General features: G+C 69.4%; 26 protein-coding genes, 1 tRNA gene and 1 riboswitch. Of the genes, 6 read left to right on the top strand and 21 right to left on the bottom strand.

Going from position 1 to position 26,625, the window contains the following annotated elements; translation table 11 throughout:
- Nucleotides 1-236: 236 nt before the first annotated feature.
- Nucleotides 237-1,334, top strand: a complete 1,098-nt coding sequence (locus tag OIE74_RS23775) for a hypothetical protein (protein ID WP_329392407.1) — start codon at nt 237-239, stop codon at nt 1,332-1,334.
- Here OIE74_RS23775 and OIE74_RS23770 read toward each other — a convergent pair.
- A complete protein-coding gene (locus OIE74_RS23770; protein ID WP_329386888.1) occupies nt 1,318-1,638 on the bottom strand; it encodes a hypothetical protein in 321 nt (106 codons plus the stop codon). The two genes, OIE74_RS23775 and OIE74_RS23770, sit on opposite strands and share 17 nt — an antisense overlap.
- A gap of 103 nt (nt 1,639-1,741) precedes the next feature.
- Between OIE74_RS23770 and OIE74_RS23765 the strand changes: the two genes are divergently transcribed.
- Nucleotides 1,742-1,972 carry a DUF4287 domain-containing protein gene (locus OIE74_RS23765; protein WP_189109524.1) on the top strand — a complete coding sequence of 77 codons (231 nt, stop codon included), beginning with the start codon at nt 1,742-1,744 and terminating at the stop codon, nt 1,970-1,972.
- A 109-nt stretch (nt 1,973-2,081) separates the two neighbouring features.
- On the opposite strand, the gene OIE74_RS23760 is transcribed toward OIE74_RS23765, so the two are convergent.
- Together OIE74_RS23760 and OIE74_RS23755 are read right to left on the bottom strand one after the other, a co-directional pair.
- Nucleotides 2,082-2,963, bottom strand: coding sequence for a Bax inhibitor-1/YccA family protein (locus OIE74_RS23760; protein WP_329386885.1), 882 nt, complete (start codon nt 2,961-2,963; stop codon nt 2,082-2,084).
- A 446-nt stretch (nt 2,964-3,409) separates the two neighbouring features.
- Nucleotides 3,410-3,493 (bottom strand) — tRNA-Leu (locus OIE74_RS23755).
- A gap of 436 nt (nt 3,494-3,929) precedes the next feature.
- On the opposite strand from OIE74_RS23755, the gene OIE74_RS23750 reads away from it, so the two are divergent.
- Nucleotides 3,930-4,691 (top strand): ABC transporter ATP-binding protein, encoded by a 762-nt coding sequence (locus tag OIE74_RS23750; protein WP_443076378.1) that lies wholly within the window; start codon nt 3,930-3,932, stop codon nt 4,689-4,691.
- Nucleotides 4,692-4,848: 157 nt separating this feature from the next.
- Nucleotides 4,849-7,389: an ABC transporter permease gene (locus OIE74_RS23745; RefSeq protein WP_329386881.1), complete on the top strand. Its 2,541-nt coding sequence runs from the start codon at nt 4,849-4,851 to the stop codon at nt 7,387-7,389.
- A 157-nt stretch (nt 7,390-7,546) separates the two neighbouring features.
- Here OIE74_RS23745 and OIE74_RS23740 read toward each other — a convergent pair whose 3' ends face one another.
- The 12 genes from OIE74_RS23740 to OIE74_RS23685 all read right to left on the bottom strand — a co-directional run bounded on the left by OIE74_RS23740 (nt 7,547) and on the right by OIE74_RS23685 (nt 20,585).
- Nucleotides 7,547-8,839: a cyclopropane-fatty-acyl-phospholipid synthase family protein gene (locus OIE74_RS23740; protein WP_329386879.1), complete on the bottom strand. Its 1,293-nt coding sequence runs from the start codon at nt 8,837-8,839 to the stop codon at nt 7,547-7,549.
- Nucleotides 8,840-9,113: 274 nt separating this feature from the next.
- Complete coding sequence (locus tag OIE74_RS23735) at nt 9,114-10,565, bottom strand: NAD(P)/FAD-dependent oxidoreductase (protein ID WP_329386877.1); 1,452 nt, start codon at nt 10,563-10,565, stop codon at nt 9,114-9,116.
- Nucleotides 10,566-10,987: 422 nt separating this feature from the next.
- Nucleotides 10,988-11,914, bottom strand: coding sequence for a Ppx/GppA phosphatase family protein (locus OIE74_RS23730; protein ID WP_329386875.1), 927 nt, complete (start codon nt 11,912-11,914; stop codon nt 10,988-10,990).
- Entirely contained in the window at nt 11,911-12,483 is a 573-nt protein-coding gene (locus OIE74_RS23725; protein ID WP_329386873.1) for a DUF501 domain-containing protein, read from the bottom strand. Before OIE74_RS23725 ends, OIE74_RS23730 begins: the two co-directional genes overlap by 4 nt.
- Nucleotides 12,484-12,589: 106 nt before the next feature.
- A complete protein-coding gene (locus OIE74_RS23720) occupies nt 12,590-13,063 on the bottom strand; it encodes an FtsB family cell division protein (RefSeq protein ID WP_329386871.1) in 474 nt (157 codons plus the stop codon).
- A gap of 148 nt (nt 13,064-13,211) precedes the next feature.
- Nucleotides 13,212-14,498, bottom strand: a complete 1,287-nt coding sequence (gene eno / locus OIE74_RS23715) for a phosphopyruvate hydratase (protein WP_189109532.1) — start codon at nt 14,496-14,498, stop codon at nt 13,212-13,214.
- 282 nt (nt 14,499-14,780) lie between these two features.
- The gene (locus OIE74_RS23710) at nt 14,781-15,491 is read right to left on the bottom strand and encodes a transglycosylase family protein (RefSeq protein WP_329386868.1); all 711 of its coding nucleotides are present in this window, start codon (nt 15,489-15,491) and stop codon (nt 14,781-14,783) included.
- A gap of 3 nt (nt 15,492-15,494) precedes the next feature.
- Nucleotides 15,495-15,669, bottom strand: a riboswitch (cyclic di-AMP (ydaO/yuaA leader).
- A gap of 258 nt (nt 15,670-15,927) precedes the next feature.
- A complete protein-coding gene (locus OIE74_RS23705) occupies nt 15,928-16,860 on the bottom strand; it encodes a transglycosylase family protein (protein ID WP_329386866.1) in 933 nt (310 codons plus the stop codon).
- A 140-nt stretch (nt 16,861-17,000) separates the two neighbouring features.
- Entirely contained in the window at nt 17,001-18,254 is a 1,254-nt protein-coding gene (locus OIE74_RS23700; protein WP_329386864.1) for a cytochrome P450 family protein, read from the bottom strand.
- A gap of 48 nt (nt 18,255-18,302) precedes the next feature.
- Nucleotides 18,303-19,475 carry a hypothetical protein gene (locus tag OIE74_RS23695; RefSeq protein ID WP_329386862.1) on the bottom strand — a complete coding sequence of 391 codons (1,173 nt, stop codon included), beginning with the start codon at nt 19,473-19,475 and terminating at the stop codon, nt 18,303-18,305.
- 46 nt (nt 19,476-19,521) lie between these two features.
- On the bottom strand, nt 19,522-19,743 hold the full coding sequence (locus tag OIE74_RS23690; RefSeq protein WP_329386861.1) for a DUF397 domain-containing protein: 222 nt from the start codon (nt 19,741-19,743) through the stop codon (nt 19,522-19,524).
- Between the two features lie 14 nt (nt 19,744-19,757).
- Entirely contained in the window at nt 19,758-20,585 is an 828-nt protein-coding gene (locus OIE74_RS23685) for a helix-turn-helix domain-containing protein (protein WP_443076207.1), read from the bottom strand.
- A 197-nt stretch (nt 20,586-20,782) separates the two neighbouring features.
- Here OIE74_RS23685 and OIE74_RS23680 point away from each other — a divergent pair, with 197 nt between their 5' ends.
- Nucleotides 20,783-21,118 carry a hypothetical protein gene (locus tag OIE74_RS23680; RefSeq protein ID WP_329386857.1) on the top strand — a complete coding sequence of 112 codons (336 nt, stop codon included), beginning with the start codon at nt 20,783-20,785 and terminating at the stop codon, nt 21,116-21,118.
- 16 nt (nt 21,119-21,134) lie between these two features.
- Here OIE74_RS23680 and OIE74_RS23675 read toward each other — a convergent pair whose 3' ends face one another.
- Nucleotides 21,135-21,650, bottom strand: a complete 516-nt coding sequence (locus tag OIE74_RS23675; RefSeq protein WP_329386855.1) for a DUF6879 family protein — start codon at nt 21,648-21,650, stop codon at nt 21,135-21,137.
- Nucleotides 21,651-21,735: 85 nt separating this feature from the next.
- On the bottom strand, nt 21,736-22,149 hold the full coding sequence (locus tag OIE74_RS23670) for a Scr1 family TA system antitoxin-like transcriptional regulator (RefSeq protein ID WP_329392406.1): 414 nt from the start codon (nt 22,147-22,149) through the stop codon (nt 21,736-21,738).
- A 61-nt stretch (nt 22,150-22,210) separates the two neighbouring features.
- Between OIE74_RS23670 and tgmC the strand changes: the two genes are divergently transcribed.
- A complete protein-coding gene (gene tgmC, locus OIE74_RS23665) occupies nt 22,211-23,353 on the top strand; it encodes an ATP-grasp peptide maturase system methyltransferase (protein ID WP_329386853.1) in 1,143 nt (380 codons plus the stop codon).
- Here the strand turns inward: tgmC and OIE74_RS23660 are convergent.
- The 4 genes from OIE74_RS23660 to OIE74_RS23645 all read right to left on the bottom strand — a co-directional run bounded on the left by OIE74_RS23660 (nt 23,342) and on the right by OIE74_RS23645 (nt 26,526).
- Nucleotides 23,342-24,325, bottom strand: coding sequence for a nucleoside triphosphate pyrophosphohydrolase (locus OIE74_RS23660; protein WP_329386851.1), 984 nt, complete (start codon nt 24,323-24,325; stop codon nt 23,342-23,344). The genes tgmC and OIE74_RS23660 overlap by 12 nt on opposite strands.
- Nucleotides 24,326-24,359: 34 nt before the next feature.
- Nucleotides 24,360-25,019 carry a SurA N-terminal domain-containing protein gene (locus OIE74_RS23655; protein ID WP_329386849.1) on the bottom strand — a complete coding sequence of 220 codons (660 nt, stop codon included), beginning with the start codon at nt 25,017-25,019 and terminating at the stop codon, nt 24,360-24,362.
- A gap of 101 nt (nt 25,020-25,120) precedes the next feature.
- Nucleotides 25,121-25,543: a GtrA family protein gene (locus OIE74_RS23650; protein WP_329386847.1), complete on the bottom strand. Its 423-nt coding sequence runs from the start codon at nt 25,541-25,543 to the stop codon at nt 25,121-25,123.
- The gene (locus OIE74_RS23645) at nt 25,540-26,526 is read right to left on the bottom strand and encodes a glycosyltransferase family 2 protein (RefSeq protein ID WP_329386845.1); all 987 of its coding nucleotides are present in this window, start codon (nt 26,524-26,526) and stop codon (nt 25,540-25,542) included. The genes OIE74_RS23650 and OIE74_RS23645 overlap by 4 nt, the downstream gene beginning before the upstream one ends.
- Nucleotides 26,527-26,625 lie beyond the last annotated feature (99 nt).

Genomic DNA, 26,625 nt, shown 5'->3' with positions numbered 1-26,625 from the left:
GGGCGGCTGAGCCGAACCCGGTCGAGCCCCAGTCGTGACTCAATCTCCCCCAGGATGTGACCTACCTGCTGGGGGAGACCCATTTACGCTGGTCGCGGCGGTAATGGGGCTGATCGTAAGGTCGAAAGACCTGTCCAATTCATGACGTAATGCACTGCCGACGTGCGCGCCCCCACGACAAGCTGATGTAGGAAGTCGGGGGACCATTGAAGACCGGGAGTAAGTCAGTGAGCGCCATGTCTATTGCCCTGCTGCTCACCACGGCCGCCGCCACGGCCGTGGGCGTCGCCGCCCTGCACGCCGCACATGGGCTGCGCCGAGAGGTCACCGCCCTGCGCGGCGAACTGTCCCTGGCCGGCCAGAGCGGCCACGGCGCCGCCGTACCGCAGGCACGCTGCGGTGACTCGGCTCCGGCCGCCGGCGCCTCCACCGAGGACATACGCCTCGCCGTCGCCGAGGCCCTGGCCGAGGAGCGCGAGCGCGAGCTGGCCGAGGCGCGTGCCTTCTGGGCCGCGCAGGAGGCCCGCGACGCGTCCGACTCGCCGTCGCTGCTGAGCGGCCTCACCGGTCCCGGCGCCGACGACGGTCCGTTCTACGTACCGCGCCAGACCGACTTCGTGGGCCTGGAGGCGCTGGACCTGGACGCCCTCGACCGCGCCGACCGCGCCCGCCGTGCCGCCGACGACGACTACGACGACCTCGCGGAGCTGGCGGAACTCGCCGAGCTGCGCGAGCGCGCCGAACTGGGCGAGCCGGCCGACAGCGCCGACGCCGCCGAGCTCGGTGAGTACGACGACCTGGAAGAGCTCGCGGAGTACGGGAACTTCGACGGACTGCCCTCGCTGAGCGAGGTGAGTGAGGTCAGCGAGGTCGGTGAATTCGCCGAGGACTCCCCGGAGCTGGCCGCCGCCCGCCGCAGGCACCCCTCGCACCCGGACTTCGTGCCGGTCCGCACGCCGGTCGTCACCGACCACGAGCGCACGGTCGCCCGGCTCGAAGAACTGGCCGACGCCCGTACCGCGCTGGCCGACGTCCGCCCCGGCCCGCTGGGCACGCTGGACGTGTACGTCTTCACGGACGGTACGACGCTCTGTATGACCCCGGGCCACCGCGAGACCGCGGAACGCCTCGCGGGCGCGCTGCGCGACGGCGGTACGCCGTTCCTGCTGGGCGGCTCGGGCATCTCGGGGGCGTACGCCCTCACCTTCTCCTGCGGCGTGCCCGCCGGCGCGTGCGACGGCACGGGCGCGGAGAACACGGGTACGGCGGACGAGGACGTCCCCGCCGACGACCACATCTACATCCTCGCCGACCGGGTCATAGCCTCGCTCTAGTCACGGCCCGCTCGACAGCCCGCACGGCCTCGTCCAGTTCCGCCACGGACGGGGCCGTTCTCAATGCCTCGGCCAAGTCACCCGCCGCGACCGTGAGTTGATCGGCGACGACGAAGACGCCGGCGTCCGGCATGATCCTCGGCGGCTCGTCCGGGGCCTCGATGCGCTGGGCGGCGGCGGACAATTCCCTGGCCAGAGCCAGCCCTTCGGCCGCGGCACCGCGCTGAAGCCGGCTCTGCGGGGCTGCCCGCAGCCGGTCGGCGAATCGGTCCACGGCGGCTGTCAGGCGCGTCGTATCAAGCACCCCGCGACCCTACGCGCCTCTTCCGTACTGTTGCCAACGGGCAAACGCTCAGGCACGGTGGCGTGAAGGACCAGTACGCGCGAAGCTGCCTCCGGAGGCGCCGATGTCCCTTGTTTTCTCCGAAGAGACCCATCGCAACCTGTTGTCCCGTATCCCGCAGTGCACCGGTCGCGAGATCTCCGACTGGCTCCGCGCGGTCGACGAAGGTCCCGCGCTCGTGCGCTTCGACGAGAAGGTCGCCTGGCTCCGCGGCGAGCACGACCTCGCGTACGGGCACGCCAAGGCGATCATCCACGAGCACGACCTGAGGCGGGCCGCCCGCCGTCTGGGCTGACACCTCCGGGCCGACCACGCCGACCACACCGGGCCGGTACCCATCGGCATGACGAAGGGGTCCACGGGCATTCGCCCATGGACCCCTTCGTCATGCCTTGCGACCGCTACTAGTCGTTGCCGCTCAGGATCGAGAAGAGCCGCAGCATCTCCAGGTAGATCCAGACCAGCGTCATGGTGAGGCCGAAGGCCGCCATCCAGGACTCCTCGCGCGGCGCGCCGTACGTGACGCCGTCCTCGACCTGCTTGAAGTCGAGCGCCAGGAAGCACGCGCCGAGGATGATGCCGATGACACCGAAGAGGATGCCGAGGCCGCCGCTGCGGAAGCCGAGGCCGTCACCGCCGCCGAAGACACTGAACAGCAGGTTGGCGACCATGAGGAGCACGAAGCCCATCGCGGCGGCCATCACGAAGCCGTAGAAGCGGCGCGTGACGCGGATCCAGCGCATCTTGTACGCGAACAGCACACCGGCGAAGACCGCCATCGTGCCCATCACGGCCTGGACGACGACGCCCGGCGAGAGGTACGTGCTCACCGTGCTGCTGATCACGCCGAGGAAGACGCCCTCGAACGCGGCGTAACCCAGGATCAGCGCGGGAACCGGCGTGCGCTTGAACGACTGGACCAGCGCGAGCACCAGGGCCACGAGGGCCGCGCCGATGGCGATGCCGTACGACTTGCCGAGGTTGCTCTCGTCGACCGGGAGCAGGACCCAGGCCAGGACGGCCGTGAGGACGACCGTGCCGAGCGTGGACGCGGTGCGCGTCACCACGTCGTCGATCGTCATGACCCCGGCGCGGGCGGGGGCCTGGGGGCCGCCGTACTGACCGTCCGTCTGCGGGGCGTAGGGGTTGGCGGCGTACGGGTTGGTCGCGTACGGGTTCTGCGTGCCTACGACGGGGCCCCCGGCCTGCGGCGCCGCGTTGAAGCCCGCTTGGCCGTTGTCGCGACTGAAGCCCCGTCGCGAGAAGACCGGGTTGCTGCTCCTCATCTCACTCCTCCATGGCGGCCACCGTGCGCGGCCTTGGCACAAGAGTAATGGGGGAGCAAAAGGAACACCCTAGTGCCCAGGGAGGATCTTTCCTCGATCGTGACGCGACGGGTTCCGGCCCCTGGCCGCCAGGGCGCCCCGGGCCGCCGCCCACTGGCGGTTCCTCGACCGTCCGGGGGCTCCGACGACGGCGTCGCGCGGACCCTTCGGCGACACCGTCCCGGCGACCCCGAATCTGGTGATTGACGCGCACTCGACAAGATGATCACGGGCTCTGAGCTGCGGATTCACCGCGTTTCTGAGCTGACTATTCGTCAAGAACGCTATTTCTTCTACAAGTTGGCCGCCGGGGGTGATCCGCAGGCACGTTTCAGCAATAATGTGCCTCAGAGGCAAAAAGCTGGAGGTAAATCGATCTTCGCAGGTCAGCACACTTTCAGAGTGTGTGCCCGGAACCGGACTTGAACCGGTACGCCCCAATTGGGGCAGCGAGGTTTAAGCTCGCCGTGTCTGCATTCCACCATCCGGGCGTACGCGGCTCCGCGTTGGCTCACGAGCCTATCCGGGAGGACCCCTCGGACGGCCGAGTACTCAGCCGATCTTGTCTGATTTTATTGGCACCTGAGGGAGTGTCAGCCCTGGTAACACGCCATCGGCACATGCCGGAAGCAGGACGAAGGTCTTGATACGGACCTTGCGATATGACGGAAAGTCGCCGCTCTCTGTCTACTATTCGCCACTCCCCGCACACGGATTGCACACAGGCGTCGAAGGTATGACCGGACGGTGACGGGTGTACCTGAGTCAGGGTCGACGTCATACCGGAGGAGGACGGAGCGGCCTTCCGGTCCGACCCGAGATGGCCCCAGGAACGGGCATGCGGGGTGACGACCTGATCCCTCACGGCGGAGAGGATGAAGTCAATCCGCCAGACACTCCCCGCTAGGAGCCCCGCCCGTGACGACCATGCCTCTCCTCCACCGCGCCAGCGCCGTGGCCGCTCACGCCTCCGACTTGTCCAAGGTCTACGGGCATGGCGAGACACAGGTGGTCGCCCTCGACCAGGTGACCGTCGACTTCCGGAAGGGCGAGTTCACCGCGATCATGGGCCCGTCCGGGTCCGGCAAGTCGACCCTGATGCACTGCGTGGCCGGGCTGGACAGCTTCACCAGCGGCTCGGTGCGCATCGGCGACACCGAGCTGGGCAGCCTCAAGGACAAGCAGCTCACCCAGCTCCGCCGCGACAAGATCGGCTTCATCTTCCAGGCGTTCAACCTGCTGCCGACACTGACGGCCCTGGAGAACATCACGCTTCCCATGGACATCGCGGGCCGTAAGCCCGACAAGCAGTGGCTCGACAACGTGATCTCGATGATCGGTCTCAAGGACCGGCTCCACCACCGTCCCACCGCGCTCTCCGGCGGCCAGCAGCAGCGGGTGGCCGTGGCACGTGCCCTGGCCTCCCGCCCCGAGATCATCTTCGGTGACGAGCCGACCGGAAACCTCGACTCCCGGGCCGGCGCCGAGGTGCTGGGCTTCATGCGCAACTCCGTACGGGAGCTGGGCCAGACGGTCGTCATGGTCACGCACGACCCGGTGGCCGCCTCCTACTCCGACCGGGTGATCTTCCTCGCGGACGGCCGGATCGTCGACGAGATGCCGCACCCCTCCGCCGACGGTGTGCTCGACCGGATGAAGGCCTTCGACGCCAAGGGCCGCCGGAGCTGACCTCCGCCGCCCTGCGCCCCTGACGCCCTCCTCTCCCGCCCGGCCGGCACCTCCCGGCACGTCGTCCCGCCCCGCCGCCCTCCGGCCCCGGTCCGTCCCCGCGACGCCTCCGGTCGCGCCGTCCCCTCGCCCTGCCCACTTCGTCTGGACTCCCACCATGTTCCGTACCGCCCTGCGCACCGTGCTCGCGCACAAGGCCCGGCTGCTGATGACCGTGCTCGCCGTGATGCTCGGCGTGGCCTTCGTCTCCGGCACCCTGGTCTTCACCGACACCCTCGGCAACGCCTTCAACAAACAGTCGGCCAAGAGCTACAAGGACGTGGCCGTCGCCGTCTCCACCTACGAGTCCGGCGAGTCCGGACCCGACGGGAAGAAGCCGGAGCCCGGACTCAGCCCGAAGACCCTCGACCGGATCGCCGCCATCGACGGCGTGGAGACCGTCACCGGCCGGGTCGACGGCTTCGCCGGCGTGGCCGACCCGGACGGCAAGCTCATCGGCAACGGCTGGTCCAACACCGGCACCAACTTCTCCCCCGCCGGGAACGGCAAGGACGCCGCGTACGACTTCACCGACGGCGCGGGCCCCACCGAGGCCGCCCAGATCGCGCTCGACAAGTCCACCGCGTCCAGGGGTGAGTACAAGGTCGGCGACCGCGTACGGGTCGCCACCAGCGGGCCGGTGAAGGAGTACACCCTCTCCGGTGTCTTCACCACCGAGGACGGCGCCGTCAACGCGGGCGGCAGCCTGGTGCTGTTCGAGACCGCCGTCGCGCAGAAGCTGTACCTGGAGCCGGGCTTCTTCCGGGACGCGACCGTCACCGCATCGCCCGGCGCCTCCGAGAAGGAGATCCTCGGCAAGGTCGAGCCGATGCTGCCCGAGGACGCCGACGCCCAGACCGGCGCGCAACTCGCCGACGAGCAGGCGGAGCAGATCGAGAGCCAGCTCAGCGGCATCAACCAGATGCTGCTCGCGTTCGCGGCCATCGCGCTCTTCGTCGGGATCTTCCTGATCTCCAACACCTTCACCATGCTGGTCGCCCAGCGCACCAAGGAGCTGGCGCTGCTGCGCGCCGTCGGTGCCTCGCGCCGCCAGGTCAAGCGCTCGGTGATGGCCGAGGCGCTGGTCGTGGGCGTCGTCGCCTCCGCGATCGGCTTCGTCCTGGGTATCGGTCTCGCCGTCGGACTGCGTTCCGCCATGGGCTCGTTCGGCGCGAAGGTGCCCGCGGGACCGCTGGTGATCAGCCCGGTCGCCGTCGCCGCGGCCTTCGGTGTCGGCGTGGTGATCACCCTGATCGCCGCCTGGCTGCCGTCCCGCCGCGCCGCGAAGATCCCGCCGGTCGCCGCCATGAGCAGCGTGCACGCCGTGGCCACCATGAAGTCGCTGGTCCTGCGCAACTCCATCGGCGCCGTGCTCACCCTCATCGGCGCGGCGGGCATCATCGCCGGCGCAGGGGTCGGGAAGGACGGCAAGCTGCTCATCGGCGCCGGTGCCTTCTTCGCGCTCGTCGGGATCATCGTGCTGATCCCGCTGCTGTCGCGCCCGGTCATCGCGCTCGTACAGCCGCTGCTGAAGGGGCTGTTCGGCGTCGCGGGCAAGCTGGCCGGGCTGAACTCGGTGCGCAACCCGCGCCGTACGGGCGCCACCGCGTCCGCGCTCGCCATCGGCCTCACCCTGGTCACCGGCCTCACCACCGTCGGCGTCACGCTCGGCCAGGCCATCGACAAGATGACCACGGACAACATCAAGGCCGACTACATGGTCACGATGGCCAGCGGCCGCGGTCTCGACGAGTCGGCGGTCACGGCGCTGGAGAAGGCGCCGGGCGTCAGCGCGGTCTCCCCGCAGCGTGCCTCCTACCTGTTGATCGACGACAAGGACACCTCGGCATCGGGTGTCACGCCCGGCGACATCACGAAGGTCCTCGCCCTGAAGACGGAGACGGGTTCGCTGGACACGCTGAGCGGTGACGCGATCGCGGTGGACTCGAAGACCGCGAAGTCGCGCGGCTGGAAGACCGGCGACACCGTCACGGTGGAGTACCAGGACGACAAGAAGGCGCGGCTGAAGATCGGCGCGACCTACGAGCAGAACGAGTTCACCTCCCCGGTCCTGATCTCCACGGATCTGCTCGGGCCGCACGAGGTGAGGCCGCACACGCCCGAGGTGTACGTGACGATGGACGGCGGCATGTCCGAGGCCAACGAACAGGCCCTGGTGGACGCGCTGGGCGACAACCCGGCGATCAGCGTCAACGACCGTCAGGACATCAGGAACATGTTCGGCGGCATGATCAACACCGCGCTGAACATCATGTACGGGCTGCTGGCCATGGCCCTGATCATCGCGGTGCTCGGTGTCGTCAACACCCTCGCGATGTCCGTCTTCGAGCGTCAGCAGGAGATCGGCATGCTGCGGGCGATCGGCCTGGACCGCCGCAGGGTCAAGCGCATGATCCGGCTGGAGGCCGTGGTGATCTCGGTCTTCGGCGCGGTGATCGGTGTCGGGCTCGGTACGTTCCTGGCCTGGGCGATCGGCGAGACGATCCGCTCGTCGATCCCGGGTTACGCGCTGGTCCTGCCGTGGGAGCGGATCGGGATCTTCCTGGTGCTCGCGGGCCTGGTGGGTGTGCTGGCGGCGCTCTGGCCGGCGCGCAGCGCGGCGAAGCTCAACATGCTGACGGCGATCAAGACGGAGTGAGTCCGGGCGCCTCCGGCGCACCTGGCTCAAGGGCCCCGCACCCCCCTGGGTGTGCGGGGCCCTTCGCCGTACGGACACGGCTGAAGCGCGCCCGGCGGCCCTGGGGCCCGCCCTGGCGCGCGGGGAGCGTTCCGCCGCGACTGCGCCCTGACTCGTGTCAGCGCCAGTCGCGGGTACGCAGCGCGAGACCCGATGCGCCCGACCCGGCGGGCTTCACCGCCAGGATCTGGTTGACGCCGATCCTGTTGTGCTCGAACGACAGCGCCGACGCGGCCATGTAGAGGCGCCAGACGCGGGCACGGCCGGGTGAGGTGGCCCGTACCGCCTCGGGCCAGTGCCGCTCCAGGTTCCGCACCCACTGACGGAGCGTCAGCGCGTAGTGCTCGCGCAGGGATTCGACGTCCCTGGCCTCGAAGCCCGCCTCCTCCAGCGTGCCCACGGTGCGGGAGAGCGGGGCCAGTTCACCGTCGGGGAAGACGTACGCGTCGATGAAGTCGTCGATCCGGTACGTGGATTCGTCCTTCTCGGGACGGCGTCCGATCTGGTGGTTGAGCAGCCGCCCGCCCGGCTTGAGGAGGGCGTAGAGGTCGTCGGCGTACTCACGGAAACGCACCGACCCGACGTGCTCGGCCATGCCGATCGACGAGATGGCGTCGTACGGGCCGTCCCTGACGTCCCGGTAGTCCTGGACCCGGATCTCGATCCGGTCGGTGAGGCCTTCGCCCGCGATGCGCTTGCGCGCGAACGCGGCCTGCTCGCGGGAGAGCGTGACGCCGGTGACCTGGGCGCCGTACTCGCGCGCCGCGTGGATGGCCATCGATCCCCAGCCGCAGCCGACGTCGAGCAGCCGCTCGCCCTTCTTGAGCCCGAGCTTGCGGCAGACGAGGTCGACCTTGTCGCGCTGCGCGTCCTCCAGCGGGGAGTCCGGCTGCGCGAAGTACGCGCAGGAGTAGACCATGGACGGTCCGAGGACCAGCTCGTAGAAGTCGTTGCCCACGTCGTAGTGGTGGCTGATCGCGGCCCTGTCCCGGCGCTTGGTGTGCAGCGCGCCGCTTCTGCGCCGTACCTCCTCGAGCGGCGGCGGGGGCGGCGGCCAGGGGCCGGCGATCTCCAGCAGGCGCTTGCCCGCTGCGCGCATCCGCGGGTCGCGCAGCGGGTGCACCGCGTCCTTGGCCTCGGCGCCGCGCTCCCAGAGGAGCCCGGCGATCCGGTCGAGGACGGCGTACAGATCGCCGTCGACGTCGATCTCACCGGCCACCCAGGCGCGGGCGAGGCCCAGCTCGCCCGGCTTCCAGAGCAGTCGGCGCAGGGCCCGGCGGTGCCGGACGACGAGGGTCGGCGCGCCGGGCGGACCCGACTCGCTGCCGTCCCAGGCGCGGATACGTACGGGGAGCGGGGCTCCCAGAAGTTCCTCGGCAAGAGTGGTCAGCCGCAGTGCGGCGTCTGCCATGGCACACACCTCCGTGATGGTGGATCCCAGAAATGCTCAACAGATACGTAAACACCGCCGGGAGGGAGTTGCAGTCCCGACAGCACGCAATGGGCGGGCAAAAATAGCTGCACCTGCCATGTACTTTGTGACTAAATCTGCCGGTGCGCACCCTTGCGTGCCTTGTCGTACCCACCTTCGACGCCGGGCGCACACGAAAGGGCCGCCCGCACCACGGATGGCGGGCGGCCCTTTCGGCTCGTTACGGGCGGCTACGCGCCCCGGCGCACGGTCGTCAGGAGGCCTTGGCGCTGGTGCCGGCCTTGGCCTTCGTGGCCCCCGGCTCCGGGGTCGAGCCCGGCGCACGCTCCGGGCCGGACTCCGGCTTCGGGGCGACGGCCTGACGCGTCGGGGCGGGCTTGGCCGCCTCGTAGAACTCCTCGCGCGGCGTCTCCATCGCACCGAGGGAGACCACCTCGCGCTTGAGGAACGCCGAGAGCGTCCAGTCGGCGAAGACGCGGATCTTACGGTTCCAGGTCGGCATCGCCATGCCGTGGTAACCACGGTGCATGTACCAGGCCAGCCGGCCACGGAACTTGATCTTCATCTTGCCGATGACGACCATCGCGACGCCCTTGTGCATGCCGAGACCGGCGACCGCGCCCTTGTTGGCGTGGCTGTACTCCTTCTGCGGGAAGCCCCGCAGGCCGGAGATCACGTTGTCGCCGAGGACCTTCGACTGACGCAGCGCGTGCTGGGCGTTGGGCGGGCACCAGGCGTTCTCGACACCGGCCCGGCGGGCGGCCAGGTCCGGGACCTGGGCGTTGTCGCCGGCGGCCCAGATGTGGTTGGTGCCCCGCACCTGGAGCTTGGCGTCGGTGTCGACATGACCGCGCGGGCCGAGCGGCAGACCGTAGCGGGCGAGCGCCGGGTTGGGCTTGACGCCGGCGGTCCACACGATGGTGTTGGAGTCGACCTCAAGGCCGTTGCCGAGCACGACGTGGCCGTCGACGCAGGAGTCCATACCGGTCTTGAGGTAGATCTCGACGCCCCGGCTCTCCAGGTGCTCCTTGCCCCACTTGCCCAGCTTCGGGCCGACCTCGGGAAGGATCTTGTCGGCGACGTCGACCAGCAGGAAGCGCATGTCCTCGCGCTTGACGCTCGTGTAGTACTTCGCGGCGTCGCGCGCCAGGTCCTCGACCTCACCGACGGTCTCGGCGCCGGCGAAGCCACCGCCGACGAAGACGAAGGTCAGCGCCTTGCGGCGGACTTCCTCGTCGGTCGTGGAGTCGGCCTTGTCGAGCTGTTCGAGCACGTGGTTACGGAGACCGATCGCCTCCTCGATGCCCTTCATACCGATGCCCTGCTCGGCGAGGCCGGGGATCGGGAAGGTACGGGAGACGGCGCCGAGCGCGACGATCAGATAGTCGAAGGGAAGCTCGTAGGCCTCACCGACGAGCGGCGAGACGGTGGCGACCTTGCGGTCCTGGTCAATGGTGGTGACCCGGCCGGTGAGCACCTCGGCCTTGGGCAGCACGCGGCGCAGCGGTACGACGACGTGCCGGGGCGAGATGTTTCCGGCGGCGGCTTCGGGGAGGAAGGGCTGGTACGTCATGTACGAGCGGGGGTCGACAACCGTGACCGTCGCCTCCCCGTAGCGCATCTTCTTCAGAATGCGACGAGCCGCGTACAGGCCTACGTACCCTCCGCCTACAACAAGGATCCTGGGACGCTCCGTGGTGCTCATGCCATCGAGTATCCACCTGCCTGGGAGGGGGTGCTCGTGAGCCCCTTCACAAGCACCTTCCCCATCTCTGCTACACTGCGCGACCCTCATGATCGACATCATCCGCCCGAAGCGGACCCACACGGTCTCGCGGGACGTCCCGCACCCCTTCTGAGCTGGCCCTTGGGATGTTTCCGAGTGACCGACCGGTGGGTGGTTCACACCCCCGCAATGCCGCCGGAACGGCCCGTTGACCGCCCGTACAGGGGGGTCGGGAGGGGGTCGGGTCTCCCCGGAGAGTGATGTGCGCCCAACTCGGCGGTTTCTCTTGTGAAGAACTTCACGAACTTCGTTCCGGGGTGGCCGCGAGAGGGGCTGCAGAAGCCCCGTAAGACCTCCGTAAAGGGGGGCCCGGACGTCCGGCCCCGGGCCCGGTCACCCGCTCAGGCGAGCGACCACGCGATGCCGTCGAGGATGTCGTGTTCGCTCACGACGACCTCCTCCGCGCCGGTCCTTTTCATGATCGTGAGCAGGATCAGCGCGCCCGCCGCGATCACGTCGACCCGTCCGGGATGCATCACGGGAATCGCCGCGCGCTCGTCGTGCGTGGCCGACAGCAGCATGCCGGTGATCTCCTGGACCCGCTCGAAGGAGATCCGGGAATGGTGGATGGCCCGCCAGTCGTACTCGGTCAGGCCGAGCGCGATCGCCGCGACCGTGGTGACGGACCCGGCGAGGCCGACGAGCGTACGGGCTTCGGCCAGCGGGACGCTCTCCTCGACCAAGTCGAGGGCGGCGTCGATGTCGCCGCGTATGGCCGTGATCTCGCCGAGGGTCGCCGGGCTGCTCGGGCGGTGCCGCTCCGTCATCCGTACGCAGCCGATGTCCACCGACCGCGCGGCCGTGACCCCGTCGGTCCCGACGACGAACTCGGTGGAGCCGCCGCCGATGTCCACGACCAGGTAGGGGCGGCGCAGGTCGGTGCGGCCGGTCAGTTCCTTGGTGGCGCCCGTGAAGGAGAACTCCGCCTCCTGGTCGCCGGTGATCACTTCGGGTTCGACTCCGAGGATGTCGAGGACGCCGCGTACGAAGTCGTCGCGGTTCTCGGCGTCGCGGGAGGCGGAGGTGGCCACGAAGCGGATCCGGTCCACGCCGTGGCTCTTGATGATCTCCGCGTACTCGCGGCAGGCCGCGAAGGTGCGCTCCAGCGCCTCGGGGGCGAGCCGGCCCGTCCGGTCGACGTCCTGGCCGAGGCGCACGATCGTCATCCGGCGGTCGAGGTCGGTGAGTTCGCCGGTGGCGGGGTCGGCGTCGGCGACCAGGAGGCGGATGGAGTTCGTACCGCAGTCGACGGCCGCGACCCTGGTCATCGGGTGTCCCCCTCGGTGGCCGCCCCGGCGGCCGGCCGGCTGCGGTCGTCGTTTGTGAACGGGATCACACAGGGGCCCTTGCGCCACCACTCGGGCAGCATCGCCAGCGCCTCGTCCCCCAGCGGGTTCACCCCCGGGCCCGCCGCGAGCGAATGGCCGACCAGCACGTGCAGACACTTCACCCGGTCCGGCATTCCGCCCGCGCTCGGGAAGCCCGCCAGTACCTCGACGGCGTCGCGGCGCGCGATGTAGTCCTCGTGCGCCTTGCGGTACGCGGCGGCCAACTCCGGGTCGGTGGCGAGGCGTTCGGTCATCTCCTTCATGACACCGTTCGCCTCCAGCGTGCCGATGGCCGAGGCCGCGCGCGGGCAGGTCAGGTAGTAGAGCGTCGGGAACGGAGTGCCGTCCGGCAGCCGCGGGGCGGTCTCCACCACGTCGGGCTGACCGCAGGGGCAGCGGTGCGCGATGGCGCGCAGACCGCGCGGGGGCCGGCCGAGCTGCTGCCTGAACGCGTCGACGTCCGCCTCGGTGGGTTCGGTGCGTTCGGTCTGCGGAGGGGGCGTTTGCATACCTGCGTCAGTTTCCTTGATGTCTGTCTGTCCGTCGGTGTCTGTCGCGGGCCGATGCTTGTCGGCCGATACCTGTCGGCCGATGTCCGTCTGTGCGGCCGGGCCGCTACCGGTCCGTCCGGTCCGCCTTGTCGACGCCGTCCATGAGGTTGGAGTACCAGGGCCGGTCGCCCGCGCCCTGGTCGGGTCGGTGCTCCTCGGCCGCCCGGGGGCCGGCCATGATGTAGCCGGTCTCCCCCGGCATCACGTAATGCAGATGCTCGCGCGCCAGCCGCTGGACGTACGCGTCGTCCTGGAGGCGGGCCCTCTCGTCCCGCAGCTCCTCGACCCGCTTCGCGGCCTCGCGCGCCAGCTGTTCCTGCTCCGCGATCTCGCCGCGCTGGGACACGTACTGCCGCATCGGATAGGCGAGCGCCACGATCAGCGAGCAGACCACGAGCACCAGGAACGCGGCGCGTCCGGTGAGCCGGGAACGGCGGGCCTGCCTGCGGGTCTGCGAGCGGTAGACACGGGCGGCGGTCTGCTCGCCCAGAATCCTGATCTTGGTCGCGGTGGAGAACCGGTCCCGGTTCGCGGCCATGGTCCCGCCTCCCTCAGAGGCCCGGCGGACCCCGTTCCTCTGTACTGCCGTACTGCCTCTGTACGCGCGTACGTCCCCGGACACGGTACGGGACCGTGGCCGGGGACGGCCGTAGGACGGGCGGACCGGTGGCCGGTGGTCCCGGGGGTCAGTCCTTGAAACGCGGGAACGCGCTGCGGCCCGCGTACACCGCCGCGTCGTCGAGGATCTCCTCGATGCGCAGCAGCTGGTTGTACTTGGCGACGCGCTCGGAGCGGGCCGGGGCGCCGGTCTTGATCTGGCCGCAGTTGGTGGCGACGGCGAGGTCGGCGATCGTGACGTCCTCGGTCTCGCCGGAGCGGTGCGACATCATGCACTTGAAGCCGCTGCGCTGCGCCAGCTCGACGGCGTCCAGGGTCTCGGTCAGCGAACCGATCTGGTTGACCTTGACGAGCAGGGCGTTGGCCGAGCCCTCCTCGATGCCACGGGCCAGGCGCTCGGGGTTGGTGACGAAGAGGTCGTCGCCGACGATCTGGACCTTGGAGCCCAGCTTGTCGTTGAGGACCTTCCAGCCGGCCCAGTCGTCCTCGAAGAGCGGGTCCTCGATGGAGACCAGCGGGTACGAGGCGACGAGCTCCTCGTAGTACTCGGTCATCTCGGCGGCCGAGCGGGACTTGCCCTCGAACTCGTAGGAGCCGTCCTTGTAGAACTCCGAGGCCGCGACGTCGAGCGCGAGCGCGATGTCCTTGCCCGGGGCGTAGCCGGCTTCCTTGATGGCCACGAGGATGAGGTCGAGCGCGGCGCGGTTGGACTCCAGGTTCGGCGCGAAGCCGCCCTCGTCGCCGAGGCCCGTGGAGAGCCCCTTCTCCTTCAGGACCTTCTTCAGCGTGTGGTAGACCTCGGCGCCCCAGCGCAGGGCCTCGGAGAACGACTCGGCGCCGATCGGCGCGATCATGAACTCCTGGATGTCCACGTTGGAGTCGGCGTGCGACCCGCCGTTGAGGATGTTCATCATCGGAACGGGCAGCAGGTGCGCGTTCGGGCCGCCGAGGTAGCGGAACAGCGGCAGGTCCGAGGCCTCGGAGGCGGCGTGCGCCACGGCCAGGGAGACACCGAGGATGGCGTTGGCGCCGAGCGAGGACTTGTCGGGGGTGGCGTCCAGGTCGAACATCGCCTGGTCGATCAGGCGCTGCTCGGTGGCGTCGTAGCCGACGAGCTCCGGGCCGATCTGCTCGATGACGGCGAGGACGGCCTTCTCGACGCCCTTGCCCTGGTAGCGGTTCTGGTCACCGTCGCGGAGCTCAAGGGCCTCGAACGCACCGGTGGACGCACCGGAGGGGACAGCAGCACGGCCGGTGCTGCCGTCGTCGAGGCCGACCTCGACCTCGACCGTTGGGTTGCCTCGGGAGTCAAGGATTTCCCGGGCTACGACGACGTCGATGGACGGCACGAGCATCTCCTTCTGGGATGTGACGCGTGGAGTGCAGGGCCTCATGGGTGCCGGGCCTCGTCGGCCTTGCGTTGGCCTTGCGGCATGAGCCTAACCGGCTCCCGGTCGGCGGTCGGCAGATGCCCGCCCGCTGGGACGAAAAGAGTCCGCGATGCCCGTTCAGGCACGAATGTCCAGAGGTTGGGCCGAGCCCTTCCGAAGCCCCGGGCCGGAGACCGTCCGAAGCCCCCGGCCCGGCGCGTCCGGGGGGAGTGAGGCGCGCCGGGCCGGGGTTCAGGGGGGAAAGGGTCAGCTCAGGTGGAGCTGCTGACCCGGGAAGATCACGTCGGCGTCCTCGACGATGTCCTTGTTGAGCTTGAAGAGCTTCTTCCAGCCGCCTTCGACCTTCTTGGTCTCGGCGATCTTGGAGAGCGAGTCGCCGGGCTTGACCTTGTACTCGCCGTCGCCCTTCTTGACCGGGCCGCGCGTCTCGGTGCGCGAGGCGGGCTGCTCCTGTGTCGCGCGCGGGGCGGACTGCTTCTTCGGGGCGGCCTGGGGGGGCTGCTCGGTCTGCTCGGGGGCGGCCTGCTGCTGGCCGGAGTCGCCGGAGCCGGAGCCGGCCGAGCCCGCGTCGTTCGACGCGTTGGACAGGCCCACGCCACAGCTCGGCCAGGCACCCTTGCCCTGGCCCGCCAGGACCTTCTCGGCGATCTGTATCTGCTGGGACTTCGAGGCCTGGTCGGCGCTGGACGCGAACGCGGTGCCGCCGTACGCGGCCCAGGTGGAGGCGGAGAACTGGAGCCCGCCGAAGTAGCCGTTGCCGGTGTTGATCGACCAGTTGCCGCCGGACTCGCACTGGGCGACGGCGTCCCACTCGGAGGTGGTGGCCGCGGAGGCGGCGGTGGCGCCGATCAGCGGGACCGCGACGGCGGCACCGGTGATGCCGGCGAGCGTGGCGTAACGAACGGTCCTGGAGGGACGACGGTGCTTGCCCTTGCCGGACGCGCTGGAAAACAGCATGCGAGATCTCCTCACCGACGCCTGCGAGGTGAGCTGTCGGGTTCGGGCCAAGTGAGTTGCCCGGCCGTGCGACCCGGGAACGTCTGCACGTCCCCTCGCACACGGCTGCACCCCGAGCCGGCCGTACTGGCCGGCACTTACCTGGGTCCCCCGCTCCTGCCTTCGGCGCGTGAAGCGACGAGTACTCCCCCCGACCGACGGCAGGACTCGGCGTGACGGTCGACGGTGCCCGCGGTGCGAGCGGTTCAGACCGTAAACACAGACATCCCGGATGTTCAAAGAAGGAACATCCGGGATGATTCGCCCATCCCGCCCCGAGGAAACCTCTGTTTACGCAGGTCGGAACGGAAAGGGGGCGAGTTGCCGGGCAGACCGCATCAGTTGGGGCGAAGAGACGCTTGTCTCACTTGCTCAGATGCGGACATAGCCCGCTTAACTACCCCTGATTCGCGGTCAGATCGAGCTTCTGGCCCGGCAGGATGAGGTCCGCGTCGGAGCCCACGACCTCGCGGTTCGCCTGGTAGAGCGCGGCCCAGCCGCCCTCCACCTTCGCCTCGTCGGCGATGGCCCACAGATTGTCGCCCGCGCGGACGGTGTACGAGCCGTCCGCGACGTCGTCGGCGCGTGTCGAACTGTCACCCCGTGAGGCATGACGGCCACTTTCGCGCTCTTCGTCCGTCTTGCCTTCCTCGCCGGCTTCGGCTTCCCCGGCAGGCTTGCCCGCCTCGGGGGCCGCCTCGCCGCGGTGCTTGCCCTTCCCCGCGTCGGCGGTGCTGGGCTCCGAACTCGGCTCGGCACCCTGCTCCTCGGCCTCGGACGCGGAGTCGCGGCCGAACTGCCCGGACGACGGGGTCGACTCGGGAGCGGGAGGCAGCTCGGCCGTCTCGCTCGGCTCGGGCTCCGGGGAGGTCTCCTGCTGCTGGGTGGACTCTCCGGAGGACCCGTTGCCCTGAGCCTTGTCCGCTTCACCGTCGGCGCCCGCGTCCGTACCCGGCTCCGCCGTGAGCCCGGTGACCAGCGCGCAGGTCGGCCACGCGCTCGGCCCCTGCGCTTCGAGGATCTTCTCGGCGACGGCTATCTGCTGGGTGCGGCTGGCCTGGTCGGCGGTGGGGGCGTACGCCGTACCGCCGAAGTCGGCCCAGGTCTCCTGGGAGATCTGGAGGCCGCCGTAGTAGCCGTTGCCGAGGTCGGCGCTCCACATGCCGCCGCTCTCGCACTCGGCGACGCGGTCCCAGGTCGAGGCGTCCGCCGCACTGGCGCCGGTCGCGCCGAGCAGCGGGATGGCGATCGCCGAGCCTGTCACCCCTGCCGCGACGACAAGGGCGGGGGCCTGACGGGGCCGACGGTGCCGGCCGTTCCCGGAGCGCATGCGGTTGCCTTCCGTGAGACTGCTGGGACGTGAACCCCGGCATGTGACTGCCGGGACGATCGTGAACGTAGCCGTACTCGAACGTCTGTCACAAGTCGATGCAGCGTAGATCACGTGAAAGTCACAGTGTTGACGATCCGTCAGTCACCCACCGCTGTGAACTGCACCGGGAGCGTACGCAGTCCACGCATGATGAGCCCCCCACGCCACCTCAAATCGGACGGTTCGACCGCTAGCCGCAAGTCGGGCAGGCGGGTCAGAAGGGTGGCGAGCGCGGTCTGTCCCTCAAGCCGGGCGAGGGGCGCGCCGAGGCAGTAGTGGATGCCGTGGCCGTATCCGAGGTGTTTGTTGTCACTCCGCGCCAGATCGAGCCGGTCCGGGTCGGCGAACCGCGCAGGGTCCCGGTCGGCGGCGGCGAGTACGACGAGGACAGGGTCGCCCACCGCGACGCGCTGCCCGCCGAGTTCGACGGGCTCGGTGGCGTAGCGCCAGGTGGCGAGCTCCACCGGTCCGTCGTAGCGGAGCAGTTCCTCGACGCCGGTCGCGAGGAGTTCCTTCTCGCCTGCGTGGAGGGAGCGTTGAAGGCGCTCGCGCTGATCGGGGTTGCGAAGCAACGCGTACAGGCCATTTCCGACCAGGTTCACGGTTGTCTCGAACCCGGCGAAGAGAAGGATGAACGCCATCGCGGCGGCCTCGTTCTCGGTAAGGTGCTCGCCGTCGTCGCCGGCCCGGATCAAGCCGGAGATCAGGTCGTCTCCGCTGTCGTCCCGCTTACGGTGGATGAGCTCGGCGAGATACCCGCGCATCTTCTTGACGGACCGCGCGACCCCGCCCCGTGGCCCGCCGCCGTGCCGGATCATCATCCCGGCCCAGTCGCGGAAGTCGTCCTGGTCCTCGCGCGGGACGCCGAGCAGATCGCAGATCGCGTAGATGGGGAGCGGGAAGGCGAAGTCGTGGATCAGGTCGGCCTCCCCCTTCGAGGCGAATGAGTCGATCAGCCCGTCGGTCAACTCCTGCACCCGGGGTGCGAATTCGGCCACGCGCCGGGGAGTGAACGCCTGCGAAACCAGCCGCCGCAGACGGGTGTGATCGGGCGGATCGATGTTCAGCAGATGCGTCATCAACTCCGCACCTCGCTCCCCCGGGATCCCGGTCTTCCCCTTGGCGTGCGGCGACTCGGCGTGATGCACGGGATTCTTGGACAGCCGGGCATCGGCCAGAGCCTTCTTGGCATCCGCGTACCGCGTCACCAGCCACGCGTCGACCCCACTGGGCAGCCGCGTCCACCGCACGGGCGCGTGCTCACGGAGCCAGGCGTAGGCGGGGTAGGGATCGGTGGCGAACTCCCAGGTGAAGAGTTCGGGAGCGGCGTCGGCGGGCGGCTGGTTCTGCATGCGACGACCGTACGCAACCGGGGCGGGCCCCGCGCGTACGGGCCAGGCTCAGCGGTCCGGGCTGTCCGCGCCGCCCCGCGCTCTCGTTCTCCCCGTCAGCTCCACCGGCTCGCCGCCCAGCGTCAGGCCGCGCACCGTGAGCGTACCGGCCGACGCGTGTGCCACGAACGCCCGGCCGCCGACATGCTGTTCCCCCAGTGCGCGGACCACCATGGCGACTCCACGGTGCCGTGGTGGCCGCCAGTCGCACCCGCCGCTCACCGTCCAGATACCGGCTCGGCCGAACACTCCCTTCTCCAACCGGGGGAGCCACCACGCCAGTTCGGGCGGAGTCCCGGGCAGGTAGAGCTGCGGGCACAGCAGCAGTCCGATCCTCTCGTACAGCGAGAGCGCCGGGTGGTCGGCGTCGGCGCGCAGTCCGCCCGCCTCGACCCTGAACGCCGGTGCCCGGCCGACCGTTTGGTATACGGTGACGCGGGCGCCGGCCGGCAGCGGCACGTCCGGGCTCGGCGCGGCGGGGCGGTCGCTCCCCGGTACGTACCCTCGGTCGATCGCCAGCGCCTCGCCCAGATGGACCAGATCACCGAGCACGCGCAGCGGCAGCACTGTGGCCTCCTCCGGCGCGAGCAGTACGGCGGCCAGCCGCTCGACCACCTGCGGAGTCTCGCCGAGCAGGTACAGCCGTCGCTCACCCACCCCGGCGACGGTGACCCGGTAGCGCGAGGCGTCCAGCACCCCCTCCACCACGACCGGTTGGGGAAACCGCTCCGGTGCGGCGGGCGCGGGACGGGGCGGCTCCAGGTCGAGGAGCGCGGCGAGCACGGTGAGCAGGTGGTGCGCCTCGTGGGTGTCACGCGGGCGGGCGGGCAGGGGCCAGGCCGCGCCGGACGGCATGAACACCTTCATCCAGGCGATGTCGGACCGCCCGTCGGCCGTGCCCCTCAGCGACCACGAGCCGGGCGCCCGCAACACCCAGTCCACCGCGCTCACGTCGTTGTCCAGGAGCCAGGAGACCACCGCCTCGGCTGAGTCGGCGTACGCGCTCTCGATGTCCCGCTCGACCGGATTCCCGTTGCCGGCTCCACCAACGAACCGCTCAGGACCGGCGCGCTGGACGCGGAACTCTCCGGGCCCCACCTCGAACCGCCGCACCGTCCGGCGCAGCCAGTCGCCGAGCGCGACACCCTCACCCCGCCGCCAGCCCAGCACCCCGTCGTTCATACCGCCCCGTCCGCGTCCGGACCACTCCTGGAGCCGTGCCCGATCGCTACGGCGTTGTGGTGTCGGCGCCCGTGTCCGCGAAGTGGTCGAACTCGCCCGCCTTGACGCCGAGGATGAAGGCGCGGAGCTTTTCGGGGGTGGTGGTGACGATGACGTCGGGGTCGTCGCTCTCGTGGAGCTTGATGGAGCCGTCGTCGGCTGCGGCGATGTGGACGCAACTGTTGGCGTTGGCGCTGAACGAGGACTTCTGCCACTGGAGGGCGGACACGTACGTACCCCTTCTCAGGTGTCTCCTGCGACTCGGCGGATCAGATCCCGCGACTCCGCTGATGTGAGGCTACAGCTCTCCATACGGTCGAGAACCGTCCGGTATTTCGCCAACTGTGGCTGGGCATCGAGGAAACCGGCACCGTGATCCGTGTCGAGCTGAACCGTGTCCAGAGCCGGGACCGTTCCGCCCATGTAGTGGATGTTCTGGCCGGAACTGGGAAACGTGCCGGCGCCGAACGGGATCACCAGAACGGTGATGTGTTCCCGCTCGCTCATGTCGAGGAGATGGTGCAGCTGCGCACGGGCCGTCTCCTGTCCGCCGAAACCCATACGCAGGGCCGCCTCGTGGATGATCGCCGTCAGCGGTGCCGGACTCTCTCTGTACAGCACCGCCTGCCGCTTGATCCGGTAGGAGACGCGATGCTCGACCTCGGGTGGGGTGAGCGCGGGGACGTCGTCGCTGATAACGGCGTGGGCGTGCGCCCGGGTCTGAAGTAGTCCCGGCAGATGGATCACCGATGCCGTGCGCATGGTGGTGGCGTGGTGCTCCAGCTCTGCCAGATCAAGTGAGTCCGGAGGCAGCATCTCCCGGTACTCGTCCCACCAGCCGCGCGTCCGTCCGCCGGTCATCTCCGCAAGCGCCTCGACCAGAGCGTCATCCGAGCATGTGTAGCTCCGGGCCATGGACCGCACCCGGTCCGCGCTTACCGCGAAGCGGCCGGTTTCGACGCTGCTGATCTGTGGCTGGGAGGAACCGAGGAGCGTGGCGGCCTTCGTAACGGACAGGTCCACCTGTTCACGCAGCCTGCGCAGTTCGGTGCCGAGACGCCGCTGACGCATGGACGGGAGGCTCTTCCGGACCATGACTCTCCCTCACCCGTTCTGATGTATCTGAGTTTTCAGCTTCATGGATAGTAGCGCCTGGGCTACGGTGTGAAGCACGCCACTTCAACTGGCCGCGCCTCACGGCGCCTTACTCGCCATGCCCAACCACACCAGCCGGGCAGGCGTCACCCTCTCGCCGACAGGGGAAATCCATGACGACCGTATCGCCGCACTGCCCTGCCCCGGAGCCGTTCGACTTCGCGCGGGAGGTGTACGAACTCGTGCGTGACACCGCGCCACGCCTCTTCGCCGTCGTGGAGGAGTACCGCGTCGGTACGGAGGACGCCGACGCTGTCGTCGTCGCGTGGGGACTCGCGCATGCGGACGGCGCCGCCGAGGTCATCTCGGTGGAGGGACACCGGCGTTGGCAGCTCGCCGCCGCCGAAAACGTCGTACGGTACTTCGGCCGAGCCGAGGACCTGTCCGCCCGTCTCGTCTGGCTCACGGCCCCAGACACAGACCCGCACACCGAGGCGTACGCGGCCTGATCGCCGGCGCCACCGGTCAGATCTTGTAGCCCTCATGCGGGACGGCCCGTTCCCACACCGTGTCGAATGCCGCGACACAGAGAGCGACCGTCGCCGGGTCTTCGGTGATCTCGTCCTCGACCACAGCACCGTCCCCCGAGAAGTGGTGCACCCGGAGCAAGGTGCCGTCGAACGCCCAGAAGTCGTTCGCCGGGAGAGCGATCCCGTTGGCCAACCTGCGGGGCAGCCAGCGCACTTGCTCACCGGCAGTCACGTTGGCGTGTGTCACGTAGTGCTCCCACCGGATGTACTCGCTCACCGGTTCGGAGACGATCCGGGCCCGGCGGATCGTGACGCCTCGGGCCACGGTGTCGGCGATCAACTGGTCGTACGGGTGCCACCACGACTGCCGGTCGGCCCAGTCGACACGCTCGCCACGGCGCCACGCGTCGAACCGTTCCGTGGGAGCGTACGAGTCACGTAGCTCTAAGTGCACTGCGGACGTGCGGCATTGACCAAGCAGTTCACCGAAGCTCGGCACGTTCGACGGCATCGCACGCCTCCGTTGCTCACCGTCTCAGACGGCGTGGCCTTCGTAGTTGAGCGGAATGAGTATCGGCTCAAAACCTCGGGCAGCCCTACAGGCTCGCAAGTACCGAGGCCACAAGTTGACGTGCGGCGTGCCCGTAGACGGCTTCGGATTGCAGTTGGTCGAACATCGCCAGGTAGAGCCCTATCTCCTGAGGCCTGGTGACTTTGATGGCGGCGGTCGGCGTTTCCAGTGCGACCGCGTTGTGGTCGAAGATCCAGAACCCGATCGTGCCGATGGCCCGCCGCTGGACATCGGCCGGGATGATGCCGACGGACACGAACGGCAGGCGCATCAGTGACAGGAGGTGAGCAAGCTGATCAGCGTGGTCGGAAGGGGTGCCTCTGCGAGTACGGAGTGCTTGTTCGCCGAGGACCACCATGATTCGGTTGGCCGGGCGCAGCGCGACCGCGGTGCGTTCGGCCTTCATGGCCACGGTGGCGTCGGCGTCGTCGGGCGCGATCCCATCACGGAACGGATCACCGTCGCCCTTGCCGACCGACTTCGGTGCGCGGGAGGGCGTTATGAACGCTCATGAGACACCGCGAGGCTCCTTCCGGTCCCTCGCCGACCGGATCGCGGAGAGCGGATCGCTGACCGATCCCGCGTGGCGGGCCGCCGTGGAGGACGTGCCCCGTGAGGTCTTTCTCGGTAACGACGTCTACCGGATGAATGGGTCCAGATGGGAGCCCGTGCACCGCGCGGACGTCGGTGAGGAGGAGTGGCGGCGGCTCGCCCACTCCGACATCACCTGGGTGACACAGGTGGAGGGCATTGACGCCGCCGATGCCCCGGGGCCGTTGGCCGGGCGGCCCACGTCGTCCGCCACGCTTCCCTCCCTCGTCGTGCGCACGCTTGATGTGGCGGGCGTCCGTGAGGGGGACAGGGTGCTTGAGGTGGGGACGGGCACCGGGTACTCCACCGCGGTCCTCTGTCACCGGCTGGGTGACACCAACGTGACCTCGGTCGAGTACGACACCGGTGTCGCCGAGCGAGCCGCGGCCCACCTGCGTACCGCCGGATACGAGCCGACCCTCGTCACCGGCGACGGCCTTGAGGGATACAGCGACGGGGCCGAGTACGACGCCGTGGTCGCCACCTGTTCCGTACGGCACATCCCCCGCGCCTGGCTGTGGCAGGTCCGGGCCGGCGGGAGCATCACCACCACCCTCAACGGCTGGATGATGGCCTCCGGCTTGATCCGCCTCACCCTCGACAGCGCTGGCGTCGCCACCGGCCGTTTCCTGGGAGACCAGATCTCCTACATGCTCGCCCGACCCCACGAGCGCCCGCCGCGCCCGACGTTCCACCGGCTTCCCGGAGATGTCCGTACGAGTCGCGTCGCCCCCGGCCTCCTGGATGACTGGACCGGCCACTTCGTGGCCCAACTCGCGGCGCCCTCAGCCGAATTGTGGACCTCGCGCACAGGCGTTGTCCTCGCGGACGTGGCGACCGGGTCGCAGGCGTGGACGGAGTCCAACCGCGACGGATGGTCGGTCCACCAGAACGGACCGTTGCGCTTGTGGGACCAGGTCGAGACGGCGCTGCTGACCTGGCAGGCGGCGGGGGCGCCCGAGCAGAGCGCCTTCGGTATGACCATCACCGACGAGGCACAGACCGTCTGGCTCGGAGCCCCGGACGGACCCAGCTGGCGGCTACCCCTCTGAGCTCCGTCCCTCCAATTCCGCCGCCAAGATCGCGTCCCTGTACACGCGGGCCGCCGCCCGCAAGGCGGCCTCCGGGTCGGTGCCTGACGCTTCCGAGCGGGACGCCAGGGTCAGGAGTTCGTAGCCGATGCCCTCCGTCTGGGGGAGCGGGACCTCCAGGGGGGACGCGGCCACTCGGGAGGAGAGTTTGGCCGCCAGGGCCAGGGCCGGTTGGGCCAGGGGGACGCCCGAGGTGATCGAGTCGCGTTGTTTTTCCGCCGCCTTCGTACGGAGCCAGTGCTCCTTCACGTCCTCCGGGGTCCCCGCCTTCTCGTCGCCGAAGACATGCGGGTGGCGGTGGATCAGCTTCTCGACGATCGTCGCCGCCACGTCGTCGATGGAGAACGGTTCGTCCTCCTCCTCCGCGATGCGGGCGTGGAAGACCACCTGGAGCAGCACGTCGCCCAGTTCCTCGCGCAGTTCGCCGCGGTCGCCGCTCTCGATCGCCTCGACCAGTTCGTACGACTCCTCGATGGCGTACTTGGCCAGGCCCTCGTGCGTCCGTGTCGAGGACCAGGGGCATTCGGCGCGGATGCGGTCCATGACCTGGACGAGGTCGAGGAGGCGGGCGCCCGGGAGGTCGTACGAGCCGGGGAGCAGTTCCAGGTCGGGCATCTGGACGCGGCCGGAGCCCGCGAGGCGGGAGAGGCCGTCGGTGAGGGTCTGGTCGCCCTCGCCGGAGGGCAGGACCACGACCGTACGGCCGCCGGCGCAGGCATCGACCAGTTCCTGGGCAGTGGGCGCGGCGAGAGCGACGGTGACGCCGGCCTCGCGCAGATACGGCAGCTGGGGGTGTCCGGGGTCGCCGCACAGGACCTGGTCGGCCTCGCGCAGCGTCTGCCAGGCGGGCCAGGACAGCAGGCCGGGCGCGACCCGGTGGCTGGCGGTGAGCAGGACGATACGGCCGGGGGCGACGGCAGGTTCTTCGGTCACCCGAGGAAATTTACCTCCGGGCCCCGGCCTCGTCTCACGCGCCCGTCGGAGCCTGCTCCGGCGGGGCCTCCTTGGTGACCTGGGTGAGCCACGGCGTCTTCGCCTCGCCGAGCCTGACCTGCTTCACGTCCCACGCGCCGTACCGCGGGTTGACGTCGATGCCCAGCTCCTCCGACGTCTTGACCAGCACGGCGAGGACCTGCTGCTGGCCCTCGGGCGTGGTGGTGTTCGCGCCCAGCGACTGCGCCAGCTTCGACATCAGCACCTCGCGGCGGATCGCGTCGTCGATCTGGCCCGGGGTGAGCGCGCCCTGCTGGAGCAGCATCGCCGCCAGCTGGTCCTCGCCGCCGGACTGCTGCGCCGCCGCCTGGCGGGTGGACTGGATGTCCTTGCGGGTCGCCTTCACACCGGCGTCGTCCGCGGCCTTCTGAAGGATCCGGTCGAAGATCATGCTGTTGAGCTTGACCTGGCTGAGCTGGGCGGTGTTCTTGATCAGCTCGGCGCCCTGCGGGGACGCCTGCTGCGCGTCCCGCACGTCCCGTACCTGGGCCTGGAGCGCGGACACGTCGATGCGGTCGCCGCCGACGACGGCCGCCGCGCCGGGGTGGGCGTCGTTGCCGCAGGCGGTGAGGAGCGGGGCCGCTGCGAGGAGCGCGGCTGAGAGTGTGAGCGCTGTGCGACGGCGGCGGTGCAAAGGGTGCCTCCTGGATCGTGACAACGACCGTGCGTTGATCGATGTTAGGCAGGGGTGGCGGATCCGATCCAGTCACCCTGTCCTTTTGCGAAAACTTCGCCCTATCCCGTCCGCTGCCCGACCGGCGCCGTCTCCCGCGCCGGGGCGTCCGCGTCGTCGGGTCGCAGCATGATCGTGCGGGAGACCACGAAGGTGATCGGGATCGCCGCCGCGGCCGCGATCAGGGGCGCGTACGTACGGCTGAGTCCGAGGACATCCACCAGCAGATAGACGCCGCACGTGGTGATCGTGAAGTTCGCCGCGTTGGTGAGCGGGAAGAGCAGGAACTTCCGCCAGGTCGGCCGGGTCCGGTACGTGAAGTAGGAGTTGAGGAAGAAGGAGCCGATCATGCTGAGCACGAAGGCGATGACGTGCGCCGCGACGTACGGGAGCCAGGTCAGCAGCACCAGATAACAGGCGTAGTACGAACCGGTGTTGACGACTCCGACGAGCGCGAACCTGATCAGCTGGCCCCGGACCCTCATGTGCCTACGAGCTCCTGCTCCTGCTCCTTGGTGGGAAGCACCCCGCGCGGCCGGTCCACGTCGGTCGCCGCCACCAGGTAGTGGGGGCGCCGCTTCACCTCGTAGTAGATGCGGCCGACGTACTCGCCGACGACTCCCACCATCACCATCTGTACGCCCGACAGCGCCGTGACGGCCACCAGAAGTGTGACATAGCCGGGTGCGTCGACCCCGTTGACCATCGCGTCGACGACGATCCACGCCGCGTACAGCGAAGCGAACGAGAGCAGCACCAGGCCCAGGTAGAGCGCGGCGCGCAGGGGCTTGTTGTTGAAGGAGAGCATGCCGTCGAGCCCGTAGTTGAGCAGCTTGCCGAAGCTCCACTTGGAACGGCCCTGCTCCCGGACCGCGTTCTCGTACTCGAAGGTGGTCGAGCGGAATCCGACCCAGGCGAAGATGCCCTTGGAGAAGCGGTTGTACTCGGCGAGGCCGAGCACCGCGTCGACCGCGCGGCGCGAGAGCAGCCTGAAGTCCCCCACACCGTCGACCAGTTCGACGTCGATCAGACGGTTGATGAGCCGGTAGTACGCACGGGCGGCCAGGGTGCGGGTGACGCGGTCGCCCTTGCGCGTACGGCGGGCGATGACCTGCTCGTACCCCTCCTCGTGGAGGGCGAGCATGCGCCGGACCAGCTCCGGCGGGTGCTGGAGGTCCGCGTCCATGATGACGACGGCGTCGCCCTTCGCGTACTGGAGACCCGCCAGCATCGCGGCCTCCTTGCCGAAGTTGCGGCTGAAGGAGACGTAACGGGCGCGGGGGTCGGCCGCGGCGAGCTCGTCCAGCCGCTCCAGGGTCCCGTCCCGGCTTCCGTCGTCCACGTAGACCAACTCGAATTCATGCCCGAGTTCCCCTTCGAGCAGGGCGAGTTCATCGGTCACGCGGTCGTGGAAGCGGTCGACGATCTCCTCTTCGTTGAAGCACGGGACCACTATCGAGATCAGCACCGAAGAACGACATCCCACTCGAATGTCACCGGTGGAGTCCCGTGGTGAATTACAAGCGGCCATCGAGTGAACTGAAGCGGTAACGCCCCTTATGCCGGG

The organism is Streptomyces sp. NBC_01716 (assembly GCF_036248275.1).
GTDB lineage: Bacteria > Actinomycetota > Actinomycetes > Streptomycetales > Streptomycetaceae > Streptomyces.
Note: the sequence above shows the minus strand (reverse complement) of the source record. Positions and strands in the feature narration are given on the sequence as shown.